Origin of the sequence: Variovorax sp. NFACC27 (assembly GCF_048301545.1) — a bacterium.
Lineage (GTDB): Bacteria > Pseudomonadota > Gammaproteobacteria > Burkholderiales > Burkholderiaceae_C > Variovorax > Variovorax gossypii.
On sequence record NZ_CP157613.1, the window covers coordinates 2,752,751 to 2,775,558 of the forward strand.

General features: G+C 69.3%; 21 protein-coding genes. 11 read left to right on the forward strand and 10 right to left on the reverse strand.

What is annotated here, in order from left to right; all coding sequences use genetic code 11:
• The first annotated feature begins 4 nt into the window (after positions 1-4).
• The 4 genes from ABL840_RS12875 to ABL840_RS12890 all read left to right on the forward strand — a co-directional run bounded on the left by ABL840_RS12875 (position 5) and on the right by ABL840_RS12890 (position 4,358).
• Entirely contained in the window at positions 5-586 is a 582-nt protein-coding gene (locus ABL840_RS12875; protein ID WP_093300791.1) for a TetR/AcrR family transcriptional regulator, read from the forward strand.
• Positions 587-632: 46 nt separating this feature from the next.
• Positions 633-2,903: a xanthine dehydrogenase family protein molybdopterin-binding subunit gene (locus ABL840_RS12880; RefSeq protein ID WP_093300790.1), complete on the forward strand. Its 2,271-nt coding sequence runs from the start codon at positions 633-635 to the stop codon at positions 2,901-2,903.
• A gap of 37 nt (positions 2,904-2,940) precedes the next feature.
• Positions 2,941-3,402 (forward strand): (2Fe-2S)-binding protein, encoded by a 462-nt coding sequence (locus ABL840_RS12885; protein WP_093204495.1) that lies wholly within the window; start codon positions 2,941-2,943, stop codon positions 3,400-3,402.
• A 260-nt stretch (positions 3,403-3,662) separates the two neighbouring features.
• Complete coding sequence (locus ABL840_RS12890; RefSeq protein WP_177227980.1) at positions 3,663-4,358, forward strand: GntR family transcriptional regulator; 696 nt, start codon at positions 3,663-3,665, stop codon at positions 4,356-4,358.
• Between the two features lie 12 nt (positions 4,359-4,370).
• Here the strand turns inward: ABL840_RS12890 and ABL840_RS12895 are convergent, their stop codons facing one another.
• Positions 4,371-5,237 carry a MurR/RpiR family transcriptional regulator gene (locus ABL840_RS12895; RefSeq protein WP_093204500.1) on the reverse strand — a complete coding sequence of 289 codons (867 nt, stop codon included), beginning with the start codon at positions 5,235-5,237 and terminating at the stop codon, positions 4,371-4,373.
• 179 nt (positions 5,238-5,416) lie between these two features.
• On the opposite strand from ABL840_RS12895, the gene ABL840_RS12900 reads away from it, so the two are divergent.
• The 3 genes from ABL840_RS12900 to ABL840_RS12910 are packed head-to-tail and all read left to right on the forward strand — an operon-like array spanning position 5,417 to position 8,401.
• Entirely contained in the window at positions 5,417-6,763 is a 1,347-nt protein-coding gene (locus ABL840_RS12900; protein WP_093300788.1) for an aspartate aminotransferase family protein, read from the forward strand.
• Between the two features lie 55 nt (positions 6,764-6,818).
• On the forward strand, positions 6,819-7,730 hold the full coding sequence (locus tag ABL840_RS12905; RefSeq protein WP_093204505.1) for a transporter substrate-binding domain-containing protein: 912 nt from the start codon (positions 6,819-6,821) through the stop codon (positions 7,728-7,730).
• Between the two features lie 17 nt (positions 7,731-7,747).
• Positions 7,748-8,401, forward strand: coding sequence for an aspartate/glutamate racemase family protein (locus tag ABL840_RS12910; RefSeq protein WP_093300787.1), 654 nt, complete (start codon positions 7,748-7,750; stop codon positions 8,399-8,401).
• Here ABL840_RS12910 and ABL840_RS12915 read toward each other — a convergent pair.
• On the reverse strand, positions 8,393-9,274 hold the full coding sequence (locus ABL840_RS12915) for a hypothetical protein (RefSeq protein WP_093204511.1): 882 nt from the start codon (positions 9,272-9,274) through the stop codon (positions 8,393-8,395). The genes ABL840_RS12910 and ABL840_RS12915 overlap by 9 nt on opposite strands.
• Positions 9,275-9,423: 149 nt before the next feature.
• Between ABL840_RS12915 and ABL840_RS12920 the strand changes: the two genes are divergently transcribed.
• Complete coding sequence (locus ABL840_RS12920) at positions 9,424-10,251, forward strand: undecaprenyl-diphosphate phosphatase (RefSeq protein WP_093204513.1); 828 nt, start codon at positions 9,424-9,426, stop codon at positions 10,249-10,251.
• Positions 10,252-10,266: 15 nt separating this feature from the next.
• Here the strand turns inward: ABL840_RS12920 and ABL840_RS12925 are convergent, their stop codons facing one another.
• On the reverse strand, positions 10,267-11,085 hold the full coding sequence (locus ABL840_RS12925) for an IclR family transcriptional regulator (protein WP_093300785.1): 819 nt from the start codon (positions 11,083-11,085) through the stop codon (positions 10,267-10,269).
• Between the two features lie 114 nt (positions 11,086-11,199).
• Here ABL840_RS12925 and ABL840_RS12930 point away from each other — a divergent pair, with 114 nt between their 5' ends.
• On the forward strand, positions 11,200-12,174 hold the full coding sequence (locus ABL840_RS12930) for a Bug family tripartite tricarboxylate transporter substrate binding protein (protein WP_093300784.1): 975 nt from the start codon (positions 11,200-11,202) through the stop codon (positions 12,172-12,174).
• 11 nt (positions 12,175-12,185) lie between these two features.
• The gene (locus ABL840_RS12935) at positions 12,186-14,537 is read left to right on the forward strand and encodes a cytochrome P450/oxidoreductase (protein WP_093300782.1); all 2,352 of its coding nucleotides are present in this window, start codon (positions 12,186-12,188) and stop codon (positions 14,535-14,537) included.
• 4 nt (positions 14,538-14,541) lie between these two features.
• Here the strand turns inward: ABL840_RS12935 and ABL840_RS12940 are convergent, their stop codons facing one another.
• The 6 genes from ABL840_RS12940 to ABL840_RS12965 all read right to left on the reverse strand — a co-directional run bounded on the left by ABL840_RS12940 (position 14,542) and on the right by ABL840_RS12965 (position 20,386).
• Complete coding sequence (locus ABL840_RS12940) at positions 14,542-16,278, reverse strand: ATP-binding protein (protein WP_418116260.1); 1,737 nt, start codon at positions 16,276-16,278, stop codon at positions 14,542-14,544.
• Positions 16,279-16,358: 80 nt separating this feature from the next.
• Positions 16,359-17,075, reverse strand: coding sequence for a response regulator transcription factor (locus ABL840_RS12945; protein ID WP_093300779.1), 717 nt, complete (start codon positions 17,073-17,075; stop codon positions 16,359-16,361).
• A 71-nt stretch (positions 17,076-17,146) separates the two neighbouring features.
• Entirely contained in the window at positions 17,147-17,743 is a 597-nt protein-coding gene (locus tag ABL840_RS12950; RefSeq protein WP_093300778.1) for a GNAT family N-acetyltransferase, read from the reverse strand.
• A gap of 62 nt (positions 17,744-17,805) precedes the next feature.
• On the reverse strand, positions 17,806-18,609 hold the full coding sequence (locus tag ABL840_RS12955; RefSeq protein ID WP_093300776.1) for an SDR family NAD(P)-dependent oxidoreductase: 804 nt from the start codon (positions 18,607-18,609) through the stop codon (positions 17,806-17,808).
• A gap of 95 nt (positions 18,610-18,704) precedes the next feature.
• Complete coding sequence (locus tag ABL840_RS12960; RefSeq protein ID WP_093300775.1) at positions 18,705-19,085, reverse strand: YciI family protein; 381 nt, start codon at positions 19,083-19,085, stop codon at positions 18,705-18,707.
• 47 nt (positions 19,086-19,132) lie between these two features.
• Positions 19,133-20,386, reverse strand: coding sequence for an RNA polymerase sigma factor (locus ABL840_RS12965; protein WP_093300773.1), 1,254 nt, complete (start codon positions 20,384-20,386; stop codon positions 19,133-19,135).
• A 121-nt stretch (positions 20,387-20,507) separates the two neighbouring features.
• On the opposite strand from ABL840_RS12965, the gene ABL840_RS12970 reads away from it, so the two are divergent.
• Entirely contained in the window at positions 20,508-21,980 is a 1,473-nt protein-coding gene (locus ABL840_RS12970) for an amidase (protein WP_093300772.1), read from the forward strand.
• 15 nt (positions 21,981-21,995) lie between these two features.
• Here the strand turns inward: ABL840_RS12970 and ABL840_RS12975 are convergent, their stop codons facing one another.
• On the reverse strand, positions 21,996-22,796 hold the full coding sequence (locus ABL840_RS12975; protein ID WP_093300770.1) for an alpha/beta fold hydrolase: 801 nt from the start codon (positions 22,794-22,796) through the stop codon (positions 21,996-21,998).
• Between the last annotated feature and the right edge of the window lie 12 nt (positions 22,797-22,808).

A 22,808-nucleotide genomic window follows, 5' to 3' on the forward strand; every position in this document is an offset into this window, starting at 1 on the left:
AGCCATGGCCAGACCCCGGAGCGAAGACAAGCGCAACGCGATCCTCGACGCGGCCATTGCCGAGTTCGCCATTCGCGGCGCATGGAGCACGCCCACCTCGGCCGTCTCGCGCGCCGCGGGCGTGGCCGAGGGCACGCTGTTCACCTACTTCGCGAGCAAGGAAGTGCTGGTCAACGAGCTCTACCGCCAGCTGAAGACCGAGCTGGCCGAAGTCATGCTCGCCGACTGGCCCGAGGAGGCCGACCCCAAGACCAAGTACCGCCATGTCTGGGACCGCTACGTGTACTGGGGCGTCGACAACCCGGAGAAATTCAAGGTGATGTCGCAGCTCAAGGTGTCCGACCAGGTGAGCGACGAAAGCCGCGCGGCCGGCATGGCGCCGTTCCTGCGGCTCGAGGTGCTCTCGACGGACTGCATCAAAAAGAAGCTGATCCGCGACCAGCCGCTGCCATTCCTCGGCGCGATGTTCGGCGCGATGGCCGAGACCAGCATGGCCTTCGTCGCGCAGGCAAGCGGCAAGAAGGCCGGTGCCGCCTATTGCGAGGCCGGCTTCGAGACTTTCTGGCGCGGCATCGCCGAGAGCTGACCCTGCGCCGGAACGAAAAAAGATTTCCCCACGAAAGAACCATGTCATGCCCAAGCTCAAACGCCGTCATTTCGTTCTCGGCACGGTAGGGGCCGTCGGCGCCCTCGTCGTCGGCTGGTCGGCCACGCCGGCCGCCCCGCGGCTCGTGCCCGCCCAGCCGTTGCCCACCGCCCCGGGGCAGGTCGCGCTCAATGGCTGGGTCAAGGTGGGCAGCGACAACACGGTCACGCTGATGATGTCGCAGTCGGAAATGGGGCAGGGCACGCACACCGGCCTGTCGATGCTGCTGGCCGAGGAGATGGGCGCCTCGCTCGAGCAGATCCGCCACGAGACGGCCTGCTCCGACGCCATCTACAACAACCAGGCGGCGATCCTCGACGCGCTGCCTTTCCGGTCCGGCGACGAGGGCGCGATGAAGCGCTCCACGCAGCACGTGGTGGGCAAGCTGCTGCGCGCGATCCCGGGGCTTTCGGGCACCGGCGGTTCCTCGAGCATCACCGACCAGTGGATGCCGCTGCGCGAGGCCGGCGCATCGGCGCGCGTCATGCTGGTGGGGGCCGCGGCCGCGCTGTGGCAGGTGCCGGCAGCCGAATGCTGTGCCGAGGCGGGGCGCGTGCTGCACCAGGCGAGCGGCAGGAGCGCCAGCTTCGGCGAACTGGCCCCGAAGGCCGCGCAGCAGCCGCTGCCGGCGCAGGTGGCGCTGAAGAAGGCGGCCGACTTCAAGCTCATCGGCCAGCCCGCGCGGCGTGTCGACGGTGCGGCCAAGCTCGACGGCTCCGCCATCTTCGGCCTCGACGTGCTGCCGCCGGGCCTGCTGTACGCGAGCATCGCGATGTGCCCGACCACCGGAGGCCGCGTCGCGAGCTTCGACGCCACCGCCGCGCAGAAGCTGCCCGGGGTGCGCAAGGTGATGGCGCTCGATCCGGTCGGCGCCACCCTCATCGGCACCGGCGCCACGCCGGGCGGCGTGGCCGTGATCGCCGATACGCCGTACCACGCGATGCGCGCGGTGAAGGCGCTCCAGATCGAATGGGACCACGGCCCGGCCGCCAGTCTTTCGAGCGCGGAAATGGTCGAGCGCCTGTCGCAGACGCTGCGCGCCAAGCCCGGCAACGCCCGGCTCGACGACGGCGACGTGGCCGCGGCACTCCGCTCGGCGGCGAAGACCATCGAGGCCGAGTACCGCGTGCCCTTCCTGGCCCACGCCACCATGGAGCCGATGAATTGCACCGTGCAATTCAAGGACGGCGCGGCGACTGTCTGGGCGCCGACGCAGGCGCCGGGCTTCACGCGCGGCGCGGTGGCCAAGGCGCTGGGCATCGATACCGCCAAGGTCGACCTGCACGTGACCTACCTCGGCGGCGGCTTCGGCCGGCGCTACAGCACCGACTTCGTCACGCAGGCCGCCACGCTGGCGCGCGAGACCGGGGGCGCGCCGGTGCAGCTCTTCTGGTCGCGCGAGGAAGACATGGCGCACGACTTCTACCGGCCGGCCTACGTCGCGCGCTGCAGGGCGGGCTTCGACGCCGCCGGCGCGCTGGTCGCCTGGCAGACCACCACGGCCGGCTCGAGCATGGGCGCGCCCTCGCTCATGGACACCGCCACCGACGGCGCCTGGAACACGGCCTACGCCTTTCCCAATGCGCGCGTGGCCCACGAGCCGGTGGAATCGGCCATGCCAACGGGCGTGTGGCGCTCGGTCGCGCATTCGCAGAACGCCTTCTTCGTGGAAAGCTTCATCGACGAATGCGCGGCCGCCGCCGGCAAGGACCCGGTGGCCTTCCGCGCCGCGCTGCTATCGAAAGACGAGCGCCACATGCGCGTGCTGAAACGCGTGGCCGAGCTGTCCGGCTGGGGCCAGCCGCCCGCGGCAGGGCCCGACGGGGCGAAGCGGGCGCGAGGCCTCGCGATCCATCGTTCCTTCGGCAGCATCGTCGCGCAGGTGGCCGAGGTGTCTGTATCGCCCGAGAAGCAGCTGCGCGTGCACCGCGTGGTCTGCGTCATCGACTGCGGCGTGGCCGTCAACCCGAACCTGGTCCGCCAGCAGATGGAAGGCGCCATCGTCTACGGCCTCTCGGCCGCGCTGCACGGCGAGATCACGGTCGAGAAGGGCCAGGTGCAGCAGAGCAACTTCCACGACTACATGCCGCTGCGCATGAACGAGTGCCCCGTCATCGAGGTCGACATCGTCGCCGGCAGCGAGGAGCCCGGCGGCGTGGGCGAGCCCGGAACGCCGCCCATCGCGCCGGCGGTGGCCAACGCCGTCTTCGCGCTCACCGGCCAGCGCCTGCGCAGCCTGCCGCTGCGCCTTGTCTGATTCCCGACATTCGTACCTTTTACGCAAGAGAGACGCCATGACCACCACGATCACCGTCAACGGCAAGACCACCACCGTCGATGCCGAGCCCGACACGCCCCTGCTGTGGGTGCTGCGCGGCGAAATGAAGCTCGTCGGCACCAAGTTCGGCTGCGGCAAGGCCCTGTGCGGCGCCTGCACCGTGCACCTCGACGGCGAGGCGGTGCGCTCCTGCGTCACGCCGGTCGAGGCCGTGGGGGCCCGCGAGGTCACCACCATCGAGGGGCTGAAGGGCAAGGAAGCCGACGCCCTGCGCCAGGCCTGGGCCGAGGTCGACGTGGTGCAGTGCGGCTACTGCCAGAGCGGCCAGCTGATGTCGGCCTGCGCGCTGCTCAGGAAGACGCCGAAGCCCAGCGACGAGGACGTCTCCAGCGCCATGAGCGGCAACATCTGCCGCTGCGGGACCTACCCGCGGATCCGGGCCGCGATCCATCTCGCGGCCGGGTCGGTGGCCGGCTGACGGCAGGGCCTTCCGCGGGGCCCGGGAGGGGCCCGAAAGCCGGAAAGGGGCGGGCTAACGCTTTCGGCTACATGTATGTTTACAAAAATTAAGAAAATTTCCGTAATCATCGAAAAAGTCGCGAAATAAAATTTTTACGGAAACAGGGGATATGAAGCTTTTGTACGCCGCCGTACCATCCGCGCGGCCCGCTTCCGGCCGCCCCCAGTTCCCGATTTTCGATGACTCCCCCAGACCCTTCCCGGACACGAGCGTTGACCGTGGCCGAAACGCTGCGCGACCGAATCTTCGACGGCGAGATCGCGCCCGGCTCCCACTTGATGGAGATCACGCTGGCCAATGAGCTCGGCGTGTCGCGCACGCCCGTGCGCGGCGCCATGGCGCGGCTGGCCGACGAGGGGTTGCTGGTCTATCTGCCCAACAAGGGCTTCCAGGTGCGCCGTTTCAACGCCAAGGACGTCTTCGACGCCTTCAGCGTGCGCGCCACCCTGGAAGGCATGTGCTGCCGCCTGATTAGCGAGCGCGGCCTGGACGGCACGGCCCTGTCGCAGCTGACGGCCATGCTCGACGAGCAGCACGAACTCCTGCACCACACCGGGGAGTGGAGCGAAGGCCGGGCGGCGCGGTGGCAGGACCTGAACCTGGCCTTCCACCGCAAGCTGCTGGCCCTGGCGGACAACCGCTGGCTGACCGAGGCCGTGCAGCGGGCCAGCCAGCTGCCGCTCATCTTCGACAGCAAGCTGCGGCCCCACAACCGCGATGCCTCGATGCTGCTGCACCGGCACGAACAGGCCCTGCAGGCGCTGGCGGAGCACTGCCGCATCGTCGAGTCGCTGGGCCGGCAGGAAGCCTCCGAATCCGAAGCCTTCATGCGCGACCACATCAACACCAGGCGCGACATGCTGGTGCTCTACCTGAACCAGAAGAACCCCACCCGCACCCGGGCGCTGGTCTGACCCGATCGCTTCCTATCCGCCGCGCACCGCCGGCGCCGTGAGGTAGGCCCCCGACTCGAACAGCTGCGCCTCGGCCTGGTCGATGCGGCGGATCACCGGCTTGCCCGCGCGGCTGGCCAGCAGCTCGACCAGCGCTTCCGTCACCGCCACCCCGGCGGCGACCGAGGGGAAGAACGAGGGGCTGTGGATCGTGAACAGCAGCGTCTCGTCCGCCAGCAGCGACAGCGGCGAAGCCTCGCTGTCGGTGATGGCGACGATGCGGCAGCCCGCCGCCTTGGCTGCCTGCGTCACCTGCAGCGCCTCGCGGGAGTAGGGCGCGAAGCTCGCCACCACCAGCGCATCGCCCTTGGCGAAGGCGCGCTGCTGCATTTCCAGCGAACCGCCCTGGCCGTCGACCAGGTGCACGCTGGAGCGGAAGAGCCGGTACACGTAGACGAAGGAAAAGGCGATCGGAAAGCAGGCCCGGAAGCCGGCGGCGTGCACGGCCGGCGCCTTCTCGATCAGCGCGCAGGCCTTCTGCAGCGCCTGTCCGCTCTGCTGGTGCGTGGCCTCGAGATTGCGGCGCTGCACCTCGAACATCTCGCCGGTCAGCGTCTGGTCGCTCGCCCGGCCGACGAGCTGCTTGGCGCGCCCGCCATAGGTCTCGGAGCCCAGCCCCATGTCGGCGGCGAAGGCCTCCTTGAGCTGCGGCCAGCCCTCGAAGCCCATGTGCTGCGCGAAACGCACGAGGGTGGCGGGCGTGCTCTGCGAGCGCGTGCCCACGTTGCGCATCGAGCCCGTGACCACCTCGTTGGGGTGGTCGAGCACGTAGCGCGCCACCTGCTGCAGGGCAGGGCTCAGTTCGTTGAAACGCTGGCGGATCTGTTCCTTCGCGCCCATGGTCGTGTCTCTTTCGGCTGTTGTTGGAACAAATGTACCGGAGGCGGCCCGCCGCAGCTGTTGCCGTAACAGTTGACGGAACAAATGTTCCAAACAATAATTCAATGGAAACGTTAGTTCCATCCAGCATTCAACAGAACCCGACCCAACCCAACCCGAGCCCCGGATCGCCAGCCGCCATGACGCACGTCTTCCACCGCCACCTCCGCCAGACCCCGCCCGTCGCCGTGAGCTCCCACGGCATGTTCATCCGCGACGCCGAGGGCCGCGAATACCTCGACGCCTCGGGCGGCGCGGCCGTGTCGTCGCTGGGCCACGCGCACCCGGAGGTGATGGCCGCCATGCACGCCCAGATCGACAAGCTGGCCTACGCCCACACCAGCTTCTTCACGAGCGAAGTGGCAGAGCAGCTGGCCGACGAGCTGATCGGCTCCGCCCCCGAGGGCATGAGCCATGTCTACCTGGTGAGCGGCGGCTCCGAGGCGGTGGAGTCCGCGCTGAAGATGGCGCGGCAGTACTTCGTGGAAATCGGCCAGCCGCAGCGCACCCACTTCATCGCGCGCCGTCAGAGCTACCACGGCAACACGCTCGGTGCGCTCGCGGTTGGCGGCAACGCCTGGCGGCGCGAACCCTTCGCGCCCATCCTCGTGCCCGCCACGCACGTGTCGCCCTGCTATCCGTACCGCGAGCAGCGCGCCGACGAGAGCGCCGAGCAGTACGGCCTGCGCCTCGCGGCCGAGCTCGAAGCGGCCATCCTCGCGCAGGGCGCCGACCGCGTGATCGCCTTCGTGGCCGAGACCGTCGGCGGCGCCACCGCCGGCGTGCTCACGCCGGTGCCGGGCTACTTCAAGGCCGTGCGCGCGGTGTGCGACAAGTACGGCGTGCTGCTGATCCTCGACGAGGTGATGTGCGGCATGGGCCGCACTGGCTCGCTGCACGCCTGCGAGCAGGAGGGCGTGGTGCCCGACCTCATGACCGTCGCCAAGGGCCTGGGCGGCGGCTACCAGCCGGTGGGCGCGGTGCTGGCGCAGCGCCGCATCGTCGAGGCGATGTCCAAGGGCAGCGGCTTCTTCCAGCACGGCCACACCTACCTCGGCCACCCCATGGCCTGCGCCGCCGCGCTCGCGGTGCAGCAGGTGATCCGCCGCGACGGGCTGGTCGCCAAGGTGCGGGAAGACGGCATCGCCTTCGGCGCGATGCTGGCCGAGGCGCTGGGCGCGCATCCGCACGTGGGCGATATCCGCGGCCGAGGCTTCTTCTGGGGCATCGAGCTGGTGGCCGACCGCGCGAGCAAGACGCCGTTCGATCCGGCGCTGAAGGTCAACGCCACCGTCAAGAAGGACGCCATGTCGCGCGGCCTGCTGTGCTACCCCTTCGGCGGCACGGTCGACGGCCGCCAGGGCGACCACGTGCTGCTGGCGCCGCCCTTCATCGCCACGCGGCAGGACCTGCAGGAGATCGCCGCACGCCTCGCGGCCTCCATCGACGCGGTCACGCGCGCGGCAGCGACCGCAGCGGCGCGCTGAGCGCTACCACTTTCCCGTTCGTTTTTTCTTCAACCATCGTTCCGAGGAGCGTTCCATGCCCAAGCTTCGTCCGCTGTTTCCCTTCGTCGCTGCGCTCGCGGCAGTCTTCACCGCCCTCGTGCCGCTCACGGCCGCGCAGGCCCAGGAAAACGACACGCTCGCCAAGATCAAGGCCAGCGGCTCCATCACCTTCGGCTACCGCGAATCGTCCTTCGGCTTCTCGTACCTCGACGGCAACCTCAAGCCCGTGGGCTACAGCATCGAGATCTGCAACCGCATCGTCGAGGCGGTGAAGAGCGAACTGAAGATCCCGGCCGTCGAGATCAAGTACCAGGCCGTCACCTCGGCCAACCGCATTCCGTTGGTGCAGAACGGCACGGTCGACATCGAGTGCGGCTCCACCACCAACCTCGTCGAGCGGCAGAAGCTGGTGGCGTTCTCGCCGGACATCTTCCGCTACAACGTGCGCATGCTGGTGAAGGCCGATTCGGGCATCAAGAGCATTGCCGACCTGCAGGGCAAGACGGTGGCCACCACCAGCGGCACCACCTCGTTCCGCCTGCTGCGCGAAGCCGACCGCGGCCGCAACCTGGAGGTGAACAGCCTCGCGGGCAAGGACCACAGCGATTCCTTCCTGCTGGTGGAAAGCGGCCGCGCCCAGGCCTTCGTGCTCGACGACATCCTGCTGGCCGGCCAGATCGCGAATGCGCGCAACCCCAAGGACTTCATCATCACCGGCGAGAGCCTGCGCACCGAGAACCAGTCGCTGATGTTCCGCAAGGACGACCCGGCCTTCAAGGCGCTGGTCGACCGCGTGGTCTCGGGCATGATGAAGTCGGGCGAGATGGAGAAGCTCTATGCCAAGTGGTTCATGTCGCCGATCCCGCCCAAGGGTATCAACATCAACTACCCGCTGAATGCCGAGACGAAGGACGCCTTCGCGAATCCTTCCTCCAAGGGCATCTGAACTCTTGCCTTGAATCCATGACCCGCATTGCCCTGATCCACGCGCTCTCGCATTCCGTCGCGCCCATCAACGAAGCCTTCGCGCGCGACTGGCCGGCGGCCGTGCGCATGAACCTGCTCGACGACAGCCTCTCGGCCGACCTGGCGCGCAACGGCAAGGGGCTCGACGACGTCATGCACGAGCGCTTCCAGCGCCTCGCGCAGTACGCGGTCGACACGGGTACGCAGGGCATCCTCTTCACCTGCTCGGCCTTCGGGCCGTGCATCGAGGCGGTGGCGCGGCGGCATGCGGGCATTCCGGTGCTCAAGCCGAACGAGGCCATGATCGACGAAGCAGTGCAGGGGCAGGGCAGGCTGGGCCTGATCGCCACCTTCGCGCCCACGCTGGCATCGATGCCGCCGGAGTTTCCTTCGAACGTCGCGCTCGAAACCGCGCTGGCCGAAGGCGCGCTCGACGCCCTGAACGCAGGCGATACCCAGCGGCACGACGCGCTGATCGCCGCGCAGGCCGTCGCGCTGCGTGAACGCGGCTGCACGCGCATCGCGCTGGCGCAATTCAGCATGGCGCGGGCACGCGAGGCCTGCGAGGCCGCCAGCGGCCTGCCGGTGCTCACCACGGTCGACAGCGCGGTGCGTGCGCTGCGCCGGCGCACCGGGGCGGGCTCAGCGTAGGCGCGAGCCTTCGATCACCGAGAACAGCGCCGTCATTGCGATCTGGGCCGCGTCGCTGCGCCCCAGGTTGCGGACCAGGCCGGTCTCGCGGTCGGTCGCTTCCAGCCCTTGCGACAGGCGCCGGTAGATGTCCGCCGAGGGCATGCACGCCGAGGTGCCCAGCGCGTCGCAGTACGTGTCGGCGAGCACGCCCGCGAGCTGCTCGCTCTGCTCGTTCGAGAGCTTCATCGGATCGCCCGCGAACACGACGGCGATGCAGTGCATCAGGTAGGCCTGCGTCTCGAGCGAGAACGACTGTTGCCGCACGTAGCACTCCATGGCCGCCCAGAAGAGCGGCTCGGAGGTTCGGCGCCAGCTCTCGAGCACCTTGCGCGCCTTGGCCACCAGGTCGGCATGCGTGTCGCCGGGCTCGGTGGGCCGCAGCGCCAGCCCCTGCAGGGTGAGCGCGGCCTCGGAGCCGGCTGCGCCGAGGATGAAGCTCCAGAACTTCCAGCGGGCGTACCACTTCTTGTCGTGCGCGGGGTCCAGCGGCTCGAGCAGCCAGAAATCGATGCTCTGCACGGCGTCGCCGCGCTGCTCGGCCACGTGGCCGTCGCCCAGGTCCAGCGTTGCCATGCCCGACTGCATGCGGTCGGCCGCGATGTGCCCCTGCGCGACGATGCCCGCGCTGGAGCCCGCGCGGTCGATGTCGAGCAGCCGCTGCATCAGCTGCTGCAGTTCGTGGGCCGATGCGCCCGTGGCCTCGACCACGCGCCGCATCGAGGCACGCTGCTCGCGTTCGAGGTCCTGGGCGTTCTTGCGGCGGTCCTCGCCGTGGTCGTCGAAAGTCGACGCGTGTTCTTCCAGCCTGTCGCCGCGCGTGAACGTTCGCATTACCGATAACTCCTTCGGGCATCTCTGACACACCCTGAGACGTCACTGTGTGTCAATGGATGGGGCCTGAACATCACCGAAACAGGGGATGCTGAGCCGAGGCTGACCTGTCCCCTCGTGATAATGACTGCACTTGAAAAGGAGTACGCGTGGATATTGTTTTGCTGGCCAAGGCCGCCGTCATGGGCATCGTCGAGGGTCTCACCGAATTTCTCCCCATCTCTTCGACCGGCCACCTGATCCTTGCGGGCTCCCTGCTCGGCGGCTTCGGCGACAACCGGGGCAAGGTCTTCGAGATCGCCATCCAGACCGGCGCGATCTTCGCGGTGATCCTGGTCTACTGGCAGAAGATCCGATCCACCGTCGTGGCGCTGCCGCGACAGCCGAAGGCGCAGCGCCTGGCGCTCAACATCTTCATCGGCTTCCTGCCCGCCGTGGTGCTGGGCCTGTTGTTCGGCAAGGTCATCAAGGAGCACCTGTTCATTCCGACCGTGGTGGCCAGCACCTTCATCATCGGCGGCTTCATCATCCTCTGGGCCGAGAAGCGCCCGCCCGGATCGGTGCGCGTCGAGCATGTCGACGACATGACGCCGTGGGACGCGCTCAAGGTCGGCCTGGTGCAGTGCTTCGCGATGATCCCGGGCACCAGCCGCAGCGGCTCGACCATCATCGGCGGCATGCTGCTGGGCCTCTCGCGCCAGGCGGCGACCGACTTCTCGTTCTTCCTCGCCATCCCGACGCTGATCGGTGCGGGCCTCTACAGCATCTACAAGGAGCGCGCGGCGCTGTCGATGGCCGACGTGCCGCTGTTCGCGGTGGGTCTGGTGTTCTCGTTCATCAGCGCCTGGCTGTGCGTGCGCTGGCTGCTGAAGTACATCAGCAGCCACAGCTTCATTCCCTTCGCCTGGTACCGCATCGCCTTCGGCATCCTGGTGCTGGCCACTGCCTGGACCGGCACGGTCGTCTGGGCCGAGTGATCCGGCCCTGAAACTTCAGTCCGTCGAGTCCGCGGCGCCCAGCAGGGCGCTCGCGGCCTTCGCTTCCCGCCGCACGGCCGCCGCAATGGGGCCGTCGATGGCCGGATCGAAGCCGCCGGTGGCACCCAGCGCGGTGATCACGGCGCAGACCCTCCCCGCATAGTCGTAGACCGGCGCCGCCACGGCGCTGATGCCGCGCAGGTAGGTGTCTTTCACGCTCGCGCAGCGCGCCTGCCGCACCTCGCGGCGCAGCTGGCCGATCGGGTCCTTCGGGTCGAGCTGCGCGCGCATCTCCGGCGTGGCCTCGCCCAGCTCCTGTTCGGCCAGCGCGAGCACGCGCGATTCGTCGAGCAGGCCCAGGAAGGCGCGGCCGGTGGCCGACCACAGCATCGACATCACCGAGCCGGCGCGCACGTTCACCGTGACCGGCAGGCCCGGCTCCTCGAAGCGCACGATGGTCGGGCCCTTGTTTCCCATCACCGCCACGAAGCAGGTCACCTCCAGCGATTCGCGCAGCCGGATCAGGCAGGGCTCGGCCGCGCGGATCGGGTCGGCCTGCCGCATGGCAGCCAGGCCGATCTGGATCGCCTCCGTGCCCAGGTAGTAGTGCTGCGAGGCGGCGTCCTGCAGCACGAGGCCCGCTTCCATCAGGCTGGCGAGGTAGCGGTGCACCTTCGCCGGGCTCTCCGCGACGTGCGCCGACAGCGCGGTCAGGCTGCTGCGCCCGCCCAGGTGCGCCAGCCCCTTGAGCACGGACATGCCGGTTTCGGCGGATTGCACGCGCTGGCGGCGCTCGCGGGCGGGGGAGGAATCGGATGGCGAGGGCTGGGTCATGACGCTCGGATGTTAGGTGCTCGGTCGATGTGGCCGGGTAAACCCGCGATCCATGAATTACGCAATGCGTATGATAATTACGCAATACACAAAATCCAGTACGGAGACTCCCTTATGAAGAAGCAATTCGTCCGCTGCCTCGCGGCTCTTTCGCTGGCTGCCGTCGCCGCGGGCGCCAGCGCCCAGCAGGCCTTTCCGGCCAAGCCGATCCGCTGGATCGTTCCCTACGCGGCCGGCGGCGGCTCCGACTTCCTGGCGCGCACGGTCGCGCAGACGCTGTCCACCCAGGTCGCGCAGCCGGTGCTGGTGGACAACAAGCCCGGCGGCAACACCGCGCTGGCCGCCGCCGAGACCGCACGCGCGCCGGCCGACGGCTACACGGTGCTGTCGGCCGACAACGGTACGCTGGTGTTCAACCCCGCGCTCTACAAGTCGCTGAGCTACAGCCCCACCAAGGATCTCGCGCCCGTCACGCTGATGGGCAAGTTCCCGATGATCCTGGTGGTCGGCGCCAACTCTGGCTTCAACTCTGCCAAGGACTTCATCGCCCAGGCCCGCGCCAAGCCGGGCGGCATCAACTACGCCTCGGCCGGTGCGGGCAGCCCGCACCATCTGGCGATGGAGCTGCTGAAGGTGGAGGCCAAGCTCTTCATGGTTCACGTGCCGTACCGCGGCGCGGCGCCCGCGCTGGCCGACGTGGTCGGCGGGCAGCTGCCGGCCATGATGGTCGACCTCGCAGCGGGCTCCGGCTTCATCAAGGGCGGCAAGGTGAAGGCCCTGGCGGTCGCCAACCCGACCCGCCTGCCGCAACTGCCCGACGTGCCCACCTTCGCCGAGCTCGGCTACAGGAACGTCGAGGCCGCCGCATTGGTCGGCGTGGTGGTGCCCTCGGCCACGCCCGCCGACGTGGTGAACACGCTCAACCGCCAGCTCGTGACCGCCATCAACGAGCCCTCGGTGCGCACGCGCATGGTCGACTTCGGCGTCGAGCCGGTGGGCAACACTCCCGCGCAGTACGCCGCGCTGCTCAAGAGCGAGACCGAGCGCTGGCACAAGCTGATCCGCGACCTGAAGATCACCCTCGACTGAAGTCTTTCGCCATGTCTGCCGATACCGTCTCGCCTCCACGTACCTCCGGCTGTCCCGTCGCGCACGGCCCGCTGTCTTCCGAGCGCACGCCCACCGGCTGCCCCGTGAGCCAGCGCGCCGCCGGCTTCGATCCCTTCGAGGACGGCTACCAGCAGGACCCGCCCGAGTACGTGCGCTGGGCGCGCGAGCAGGAGCCCATCTTCTTCAGCCCGAAGCTGGGCTACTGGGTGCTCACGCGCTACGAGGACATCAAGGCGGTGTTCCGCGACAACATCACCTTCAGCCCGTCGATCGCGCTGGAGAAGATCACGCCCACCGGCGAGGAGGCCAACGCGGTGCTGGCCTCGTACGGCTTCGCGCTCAACCGCACGCTGGTGAACGAGGACGAGCCCGCCCACATGCCGCGCCGCCGCGCGCTGATGGACCCCTTCACGCCCGAGGCGCTGAAGCACCACGAGCCCATGGTGCGCGAGCTGGCGCGCGAGTACGTCGACCGCTTCATCGACGACGGCCGCGCCGACCTCGTCGACCAGATGCTGTGGGAGATCCCGCTCACCGTGGCGCTGCACTTCCTCGGGGTGCCCGAGGAAGACATGGACACGCTGCGCAAGTACTCCATCGCGCACACCGTCAATACCTGGGGCCGCCCGAAGCCCGAGGAGCAGGTGGCGGTGGCGCACGCGGTCGGCAACTTCTGGCAGTACGCCGGCAAGGTGCTCGACAAGATGCGGCAGGACCCCGACGCGCCCGGCTGGATGCAGTACGGCATCCGCAAGCAGATGCAGCACCCCGAGGTCGTGACCGACTCGTACCTGCACTCGATGATGATGGCCGGCATCGTCGCCGCCCACGAGACCACCGCCAACGCCACGGCCAACGCGGTGAAGCTGCTGCTGCAGCACCCCCATGTGTGGCGCGAGCTGTGCGAGGACCCCGGGCTCATTCCCAACGCGGTGGAGGAATGCCTGCGCCACAACGGCTCGGTGGCGGCGTGGCGCCGCATGGTCACGAAAGACACGCAGGTCGGCGGCGTCGACCTGCCGGCCGGCTCGCGCCTGCTGATCGTCACCTCGTCGGCCAACCACGACGAAGGGCATTTCTCCGATGCCGACCTGTTCGACATCCGCCGCGACAACGCCAGCGACCATCTCACCTTCGGCTACGGCTCGCACCAGTGCATGGGCAAGAACCTGGCGCGCATGGAGATGCAGATCTTCCTCGAGGAGTTCACGCGCCGGCTGCCGCACATGCGCCTTTCCGAGCAGCGCTTCACCTACGTGCCGAACACCTCTTTCCGCGGGCCCGAGCACCTGTGGGTGGAATGGGACCCGGCGGCCAACCCAGAGCGCGCGAACCCGGGGCTGCGCGACGTGCGCGTGCCGGTGCGCATCGGCGAGCCCTCGGCGCATTCCATCGCGCGGCCGGTGGTGGTACAGGGCGTGACGCCGGTGGCCGACGGCATCGTCAAGCTGCGCCTCGTCTCGCCCGACGGCAAGGCATTGCCCCGCTGGACTGCCGGCGCGCACATCGACGTGGAATGCGGCACGCCGGAGCTGTCGCGCCAGTACTCGCTGTGCGGCGACCCCGACGACACGGGCGCGTTCGAGATCGCCGTGCTGCACGAGCCGGGCGGACGCGGTGGCTCCGCGTGGGTGCACGCGAACGTGAAGGAGGGTGACCGGCTGCGCATCCGCGGCCCGCGCAACCACTTCAGGCTCGACGAGTCGCTGAAGAAGGCGATCTTCATCGCCGGCGGCATCGGCATCACGCCGGTGAGCGCGATGGCGCGGCGCGCGAAAGCGCTCGGCATGGACTACGAGCTGCACTACAGCGGCCGGAGCCGCGCGAGCATGGCCTTCGTCGACGAGCTGGCCGTGCTGCATGGCGAACGCCTGCACGTGCACGCCGCCGACGAAGGGCGGCGCAACGACCTGCGGGCGCTGCTCGCGCAACCGGTGCAAGGCGCGCAGGTCTACGCCTGCGGCCCGCTGCGCATGCTCGAGGCGCTGGAAGACTGCTGCGCCACATGGCCCGAGGGCGCGCTGCGCGTGGAGCATTTCGAGTCCACGCTGGCCACGCTCGATCCGTCGAAGGAACATGCCTTCGAGGTGGAGCTGAAGGATTCGGGCCTCGTCCTCACCGTGCCGCCCGACCAGACCTTGCTGACCGCGCTGCGCGCCGCGAACGTCGACGTGCAGAGCGATTGCGAAGAAGGCCTGTGCGGCTCCTGCGAGGTGCGCGTGCTCTCCGGCAAGGTCGATCACCGCGACGTGGTGCTCACTCGGGTGGAGCGCGACGCCAACACCAAGATGATGTCCTGCTGCTCGCGCGCCTGCGAGGGGCGGCTGGTGCTGGAGCTTTGAAGTCTCAGCCGGCCAGCGGCATGCGCAGCGCCACACTGGTTTCGCCAGGGCGGGACTGCAGATGCAGTTCGGCGCCGAGGCGGCGCGCCCGCGTGCGCAGGCTGCGCAGTCCGGCGCCGGCCGTCTGGTCCTCGACGGCGAAGCCGCGCCCGTCGTCGCGCACGCTGAGTTGAAGCTCGGCGCCCGCGCGCGCCACCGTCACGTCCACGCGCCGGCTCGCGCTGTGCTTGAGCACGTTGGTCAGCGCCTCCTGCAGGAAGCGCATCAGGTCCAGGCTCTGCGAGGGCGGCAGTTCCAGCGTGTCGATGCCCGACACCTGCCAGCGGCAGTCGATGCCGTTGGCATCGAGCAGCTCCGAGCTGCGGTGGCGCAATGGCACCAGCAGCTCGCCGAGCGCGCGGGCGCCGTCGTCGCGGCCGGTGGCATCGATGATGAGCCGCAGGTCGTCGCGCAGGCGCTTGAGCATGGCGAGCAGCTCGGGCGCGCTGAGGTTCTCGGGCTTGCGCTCCAGCGTCGCGATGCTGCCCACCAGCATGCCGCCCAGGCCGTCGTGCAGGTCGCTCACAAGGTTCACGCGCTCGCCGATGCGCGCGTGCGCGAGTTCCAGCGCATGCTGCTGCGCAAGCGTGGCCGCCAGCTCGGCCTTGGCCGCGTTCACTTCCTCGATCAGCTCGGTGTTGAAGTTCTCGATGCGCCGCAGGCTCTGCGCGAAGCGCGCGGCCTGCGTCAGTGCCATGCCCAGCAGCAGCACGTACGACGACATGTTGGTGTAGTAGATGTTGCTGTCGATCACCTGCGTGAACACCAGCAGGTCGTGCGCGCCCGTCACCGCCGAGAGCGCCATGAAGGGCGCGATGGAGCGCACCGGGCTGCCGCGATGGCGCCAGCCGTACACGAGGGCGCAGCTGTTCACCACGATGACGGTGAGGCCGCCCACCAGCGTCCAGATGGCGCGGTGCACCGCCAGCGATGGCTCTGGCGCCAGCCACAGGTCGAGCACGCCGGCCAGCGCCACCAGCGCGGCCGCGCGTTCGAGCCATGGCAGGCGGCGCCCGCAGTAGCGCAGCACGAACAGCAGGTACGACACGCTGAACACCAGCAGCAGCGAGGTGTTGAGCGCCTGCCAGTGGTGATTGGAGTCGAACGGCCAGGGGCTGGTCGCGATCTGGTTGTAGGCGAACAGCAGCCACAGCACCGACATCGCCGCGAACCAGCCATAGGCCGTCTCGCGCCGGCGCAGCCACCACCAGGCGGCGAAGAAGGCCGAGACCGCCGCGCTGACCGCGAGGCCCAGCACCTGCAGGTCGCGCCGCACCAGCCGCTCGCGCTCGAAGCGCGACTGCACGGCCGCCGGCTCGCCGATCTCGACCGGCCCCAGCCCCGCCTGGTAGGGCGCCAGCCCCGACACGCGCACCAGCAGCGTGTTGGTGCCGGGGTTGAGCAGCGGCGGCGCCAGCAGCCAGTAGCGCGGCGTGTTCCAGGCGCGCGTGAGCGGCTCGACCAGGCTTTCGTCGCGCGAGATCGTCGTGCCGTTGAGCGAGACCTCGCCGGCCATGTTCAGGTAGTTCAGCAGCAGGCCGGCTTCATGCACCTGTTCGGGCTGCTTCCACGTGAGGCGATACCAGACCACGCCATCGAAGCCGGGCCAGCGCGTGGCCCAGCTGTCGGGCAGGGTCACGGGCGTCCAGCCTGCGGCGGGCGGGGCTGTGTCGTTCCAGCCGGCGCCGCGCACGGCCTCCACGCGCAGTTCGGGCGCGGCCGTCGCGGTTGCCCGTGCGAGGGCCGGGCAGGCCGCGAGAAGAAGCAGAACGATCGCGCCGGTCAGCGCAGCAAGCCATGCCTTCGCGCTTCGAAGACGGCTTCGGTGCGCGAGCTGACGGCGAGCTTGCGGTAGATGTTCTTGGTGTGGCATTCCACGGTCAGTCTGGAGATCGAGAGCGACTCGGCCATGTCGCGGTTGCTCAGCCCCTGCGACACGAGCTCGAGTATCTTGCGCTCGCGGCGCGTCAGCGCGGCCGGTGCATCGGCCGCCGCCGCGTCGCCTGCCGGCGGCGCGGGCGCGTCGGCCGGCGGCTGGTGCGTGGCCAGCCAGCCGAGGATGTGGCGCGCGATGCTCGGATCGATGGGCGCGCCGCCCTGTTCGATGCTGCGCAGCGCGATGCCCAGCTCGATGTCGTCGCGCTCCTTCAGCAGGTAGCCGATGGCACCGGCGCGCAGCGCCGCGAAGATGATCTCCTCGGTACGCCAGGCCGAGATCACCACCGCCGGGATGGCCGGCCGGTTCGCCTGCAGCCAGCCGATGAGCTCCACCCCGCTGCCGTCGGGCAGGCCGATGTCCACCAGCACCACGCCGTATTCGTGCCCGTCGAGCAGCTGCCGGGCGCCGGCGACGCTGTCGGTCACCGCGATGCGGCTCTCGTCGCAGCCGAGCGACGACAGCACGCGGCGCAGGCGCTCCTGCATGGCCGGCTCGTCCTCGACGATCAGCGTGGGGCTCAGTGAAACGGGTTCGGCGTCTTCGACGGGGAGAGAGGACATGCGGCGGATTCTTCGGCCAGGCTGACGCGGCGAGTGGAGCGTATCTACTTATTTTCCCGTTTTGCTGCCAACTACTGCCGCGCCGGCCTGCACATGATCAGGTAGGCCGAATTCGTGACCGGCTCCAGGTGCTCCGCCGCGCCCCTGAAGCCCAGCCGCTCGTAGAAGGCCACGCTGCGCGGCGTGAAGGTCTCCAGGAAGCAGGGCACGCCCGCCGCGTCGGCCTCGGCCAGCGTGGGCGCCAGCAGCCGCGCGCCCAGTCCGCGCCCCTGCGCGGCCGGCGAGATGCCGAGGATCGACAGGTACCAGGCTTCGGGCGGCACCACGGCCGGCGAGCGCGCAGCCATGAAATCGACGATGCGGCGGTAGTTGTCGTGGCCGCGCGGGCCCAGTGCGCCGGCGAGGTATTCGCCCTTCGCCGCCGATTCGGTTGCATCGACCGCATCGGCGCGAGGCAGCAGCCAGGCGGCAGCGCCGAGCCGGGCATCCCTGGCCGTGAGGTAGCGGCCGGTGCGCGATGCCTCGCCCAGCGAGTAGGCGAAGTAGTCGGCGAGCACCGCCTTGCGCGCCGGCATGTCGTGCTCGAAATCGACGGAGATCGCCAGGTAGAACGGATCGACGATCAGGGCGTCGGCCAGCGCGGGCGCTGACGGGAAGTCGGGCTGCATGCGGGATCGGCAAGGTTCGGGAGTGACCCGGGCGATTCTAGGGAGCCCGCTCGAGCACGGCCTCAGTCCAGCGTGATGCCCCCGCTCATGTTGAGCACTGCGCCGGTCATCGCGGCGGCGCCCGCGGAGGCCGCGAACAACGCGGCGGCGGCCATCTGGTCCAGCGAAGGCAACCGCTCCACCAGCAGGCCGGGCGGCTTGGCCGCGAGCATCTGCTCGACCGTGAGCCCCATGCTCTCCGCAGCCGGACGGAAAACCTCGCGGGCGTGCGAGCCGGCCGTCACCGCCTCCGGAATGGCGTGCGAGCGGATGCACACGGTGCGGATGTTGAAGGCTGCCAGCTCGCCCGCCATGTGGCGCGAGAGTGCCTCCACGCCTGCGCAGGCGACCGCGTGGCCCAGGTAGCCCGGGCCCGGCAGGCGCGAGGCGGGCGTCGATACCGAAAGAATCACGCCGCCGCCGCGCTTCGTCATGTGCGGCGCAACGGCCTTGGCCGTGAGAAAGCAGGCGCGGGTGTAGGCCTGCACGGGAAGAAAGAAGTCTTCCAGCGCCAGCGCCGCGAGCGGCGTGCCCTGCACGTGCATGACGCCGATGGCGTTGAGCGCGATGTCGATGCCGCCGGCGCGCCCGGCAACTTCTGCGGCATGGCGCAGCATGGCCTGCTCGTCGAGCGCATCGACCACGGCAGCCTCGGCGCGCCCGCCCTCGGCCTCGATGGCCCGCGCCGCCGCGTCTAGCCTGGCGCGGTCGCGCCCCGTGATGAACACCCTGGCGCCCTCGCGCGCAAAGGCGCGGGCCACCGCGCCTCCGATGGCACCGCTGCCACCGTGAACCACCACGCACTTGTCCTTGAATGTCTGAGGCATCGTCTTCTCCTTGGTTTGCCGCCCGCGAAATGCGTGCGTTCCAGCCAAGGACGGGCAGCGGCGGCCCGATCCGACAACGCGTCAGTTTTTTTCTTTCAGACCTGCGGAATGCGCGCCGGAATCACGCCCGGGTCGTACCAGGTGACCGGCCGGATCTCGAACACGCCGCCCTCGAAGGCCAGCCGGTGCGCGGCATGCGTGGCTTCCTCCACCGACTCGCACTCCACGACGTAGATGCCCATGAGCTGCTCCTTCGTCTCGGTGAAGGGGCCGTCGGTGACCAGCGGATGCAGGTCGCCCGCGCGGCGCACCGTGCTGGCCACGTTCGGCATCAGCCGCAGCACGGTGCCGAGCTTGCCCTGTCCCTGGAGGTCCTCGCGCAGGTCGGTGTGGCGTTCGAGCATCTCCTCTTCGACGCCGGGCTCCCAGGCGGCCACCGTGGATTCGGAGCCGTAGATGAGGATGGAATAGAGCATGGTCTTCCTTTTCTTTCCGTGGTTCGTGGCGGGTGAGTCGAAGCGGGTCAGCCGGGCGTGCCGAGGCGGTCGAGCATCGCGCGGATGTGCGCGGCCTCGGCGGCGGTGCGGGCCATGCCGAGGGCGCGCGCGAATGCGGCCCGGGCTTCGTCGGCGCGCTCCAGCTGCATCAGCAGTGCGCCCTGCAGCCCGTGGAAGTGGAAGTAGCCGTCCAGCGCGCCCGCCAATGGCTCGGTCAGCGCCAGCGCGGTCTGCGGTCCGTGCAGCTTGTGCACCGCCACCGCCCGGTTGAGCGTGACGACGGGCGAGGGCTGCAGGGTTTCGAGCGCGGCGTAGAGCCGGTCGATCTCGGCCCAGTCGGTGTCTTCGGCGCGCGCGGCCTGGGCATGGGTGGCGGCGATGGCGGCCTGCAGCTGGTAGGGACCGGGCTTTCGCTGCAGCAGCGCGCCTTCGACCAGCGCCAGGCCTTCGTCGATGAGCGCGCGGTTCCAGCGCGCGCGGTCCTGGTCTTCCAGCAGCACGACCATGCCGCCGGCGTCGAGCCGCGCGTCGGCGCGCGCATGCTGCAGCAGGAGGAGGGCGAGCAGGCCCGTCAGCTCGGGCTCGCCGGGGAACAGTTCGAGCAGCAGGCGCGCGAGCCGTATCGCCTCTTCGCACAGCGCGGCGCGCACGTGCTCCTCGCCGCCGCTGGCCGAATAGCCTTCGTTGAAGAGCAGGTAGACGGTGGTGCAGACGGCGGCCAGCCGCTCGTCGCGCTCGCGCCGGCCCGGCGTGTCGAAGGGAATGCCCGCCGTGGCCACGCGTTTCTTGGCGCGGGTGATGCGCTGCTCCATCGCGCTTTCGCCGACCAAGAAGGCCCGCGCGATCTCGCGCACCGACAGGCCCGAGACGATGCGCAGCGCCAGCGCGATCTGCTGCGTCAGCGGCAGCTCGGGATGGCAGCAGACGAAGAGCAGGCGCAGCACGTCGTCGCGGTAGTGCGCCTGGTCGAGCTGCTCGACGAGGGCGGCTTCGGTGTCGTCTAGGTCGGAGACGAGCGCATCGTCCTCGGGCAGCGGCTCGTGCTGGCTGCGCCGGCGCACTTCGTCGAGCGCCGCGTTGCGCCCCACGAAGATCAGCCAGGCCAGCGGGTCGCGCGGCGGGCCGCTCTCGGGCCAGTGGCGCAGGGCGCGCAGGCTGGCTTCCTGGAAGGCTTCCTCGGCCGTGTCGAGCTCGCGGAAGTAGCGCAGCAGCGCTGCCACGGCGCGCGGGCGCGAGGCAGTCAGCGTGGTGGCGATCCAGGCGGTGTCGGCGTCGGTCATGCGGTGCGCTTGTTTGTCCTTCGTTCCTGCTCACCCAAGGACGCACCAGTATGCGTCGCGCCGACACGCTCGGCAAAATCGGACGCACTTTCCTCAACGAACAAGAAATGGAGCACTGCGAATGACGCTGGCAATGAGCTGGAGCGAATGGGCCGATCACGACGGCATCGGCCTGGCCGAACGGGTCCGCAAGGGCGACGTGACGGCGGTGGAACTGGCCGCGCAGGCGGCGGCCGGCATCGCGAGGCTCGATCCGCAGCTCGACGCGGTCGTCGAGGTCTTCGACGACGTGGTGGCCGATCCGCTCAAGGACGGCATGAACCCCGAGGGCGTGTTCGCGGGCCTGCCCTACCTGATGAAGGACCTGGGCCCCACGCTGAAGGGCCGGCTGCAGGAGTTCGGCTCGATGATGATGCAGGGCCATCGCCCGGCGACCGACAGCTTCCTCACCCGGCAGCTGCGCAAGGCGGGCCTGAACATCGTGGGCCGCAGCACCACGCCGGAGTTCGGCGTGTGCAGCTCGGCCGAGAACGCCTTCCACGTCACGCGCAACCCCTGGGACCTCGAATACACCACCTGCGGCTCGTCGGCCGGCACCGCGGCGATCGTGGCCGCCGGCGTGCTGCCGCTGTCGCACGCCACCGACGGCGGCGGCTCCATCCGCATTCCGGCGGGCGTGAACGGCAACATCGGGCTGAAGGTGTCGCGCGGCGTGTTCTCGCTGGCGCCGGGGCTGTCGGATCTTTCGGGGCTGGTGTCGATCCAGGGCTGCCATAGCCGCACGGTGCGCGACACGGCCGCCTTCGTCGACCATTGCCGCGGCGGCGCACCCGGCGAGTTCATGCCCTTCTGGTCGCCGGCCGAGCCGTACAGCGAGCTCATCAAGCGCGACCCGGGGCGGCTACGCATCGCGCTGTCGCACGAGTGGGGCGATTTCCGCGCCACGCCGCATTTCGTTGCCGAGCTGGAGCGGGTCGGCAAGTTCCTCGAAGGTTTGGGCCACCATGTGGAGTGGGTGCTGCCGGAGGTGGACTTCCAGACGGCTTTCGACGCCCAGACCACCTGCTACATCAGCAACTTCGCGCAGGTCATCGACGGCCACCTGCACCGGCTTGGGCTGGAGCGCCCGCCGGCGGAGCTGCTGGAGCCGATCAACATCAAGATCTGGGAAGCCGGGCTGCACACCTCGTACACCGAGCGCGCGAAGATGCAGGCGGTGTTCAACAGCACCTCGCGCGCCTTCGGCGACTTCTTCCAGCGCTGGGACATCATCCTCACGCCGATCACTGCACTGCCCACGCCCAAGGTGGGCACCAGCGAGTACCTCACGACCAGCACGAACCCCTCGGTACACGACTGGTTCGCCAACCTCTGGCAGAACTTCGCCTACACGCCGCTGGCCAACCTGTGCGGCATGCCGGGCATCTCGCTGCCGATGGCTGCTCAGGAAAACGGCATGCCGCTGGGCATCCAGGCGCAGGCGGCACAGGCCAACGACGGGCTGCTGCTGCAGCTGGCCGCGCAGATCGAGCGGGCGCTCGGGGGCAAGTGGAACGCGGGCCGCAGGCCCGGGGTGCACGTCACGCAGGCGTGACGGGGCTGCAGCCCCTCAGAGGAGGTTGCGCAGCGCGGCCTCGATGGCCGCCGCCGTCGCCAGCGGCTTTTCCATCGGGAAGAGGTGCGTGCCGTCCATCATGGCGATGCGGCCCTTGGTGACCTGCTGGGTCATCGTCATGCCCACGCGCTTCATCTCGGCCGACTGGCGCCCGCCGATGAAGGCCGCCTTGCACTTGAGCGGGTGTGCCCGCAGCAGCGCGCCCAGGTTGTGGGGCAGGGTGTTGTAGATGGCGGTTTCGACGTCGCGGTCGAAGCTCAGGGCGCGGGCGTCGTCCGCGTCGAAGGTGCCGTGGTCGATGTAGTCGTGCAGCACCTGCTCGTCCCACTTCGCGAAGGCCTTCTTGGCGCGGAAGTGCTCGAACACCGCCTCGCGGTGCTCCCAGCTGTTCTTGCGCTTGCGGCTGATGGCGCCGGGCGAGACGCTCTTCATGAGCGGCGTGCGCTTGACCACGTTGAGCGTGTTCGCGCGCCAGCCGCCGAGGATGGGCGAGTCGACCAGCACAACGCCGCGCGCCAGCTCCGGGTGCAGCGCGGCGCACATCAGGCTCAGGAATCCGCCCAGCGAATGGCCGATGAGGAACACCGGGCCGCCCGCGCGATCGGCGCGAGCCTTGGCGAAGTCGGCCAGCTGCTGCACCAGGTGCGGCCAGTTGTCGGTAACGGGGTACTTCGGGTCGTGCCCGAATTTCTCGATGGCATCGACCTCGAAGCCGCGGTTGCGCAGACTGTCGAGGACGACGCGGTAGGTGCTCGCGGGAAAGCTGTTGCCGTGCGAGAAGACGACGGGGGGCATCACGGCCGCCGC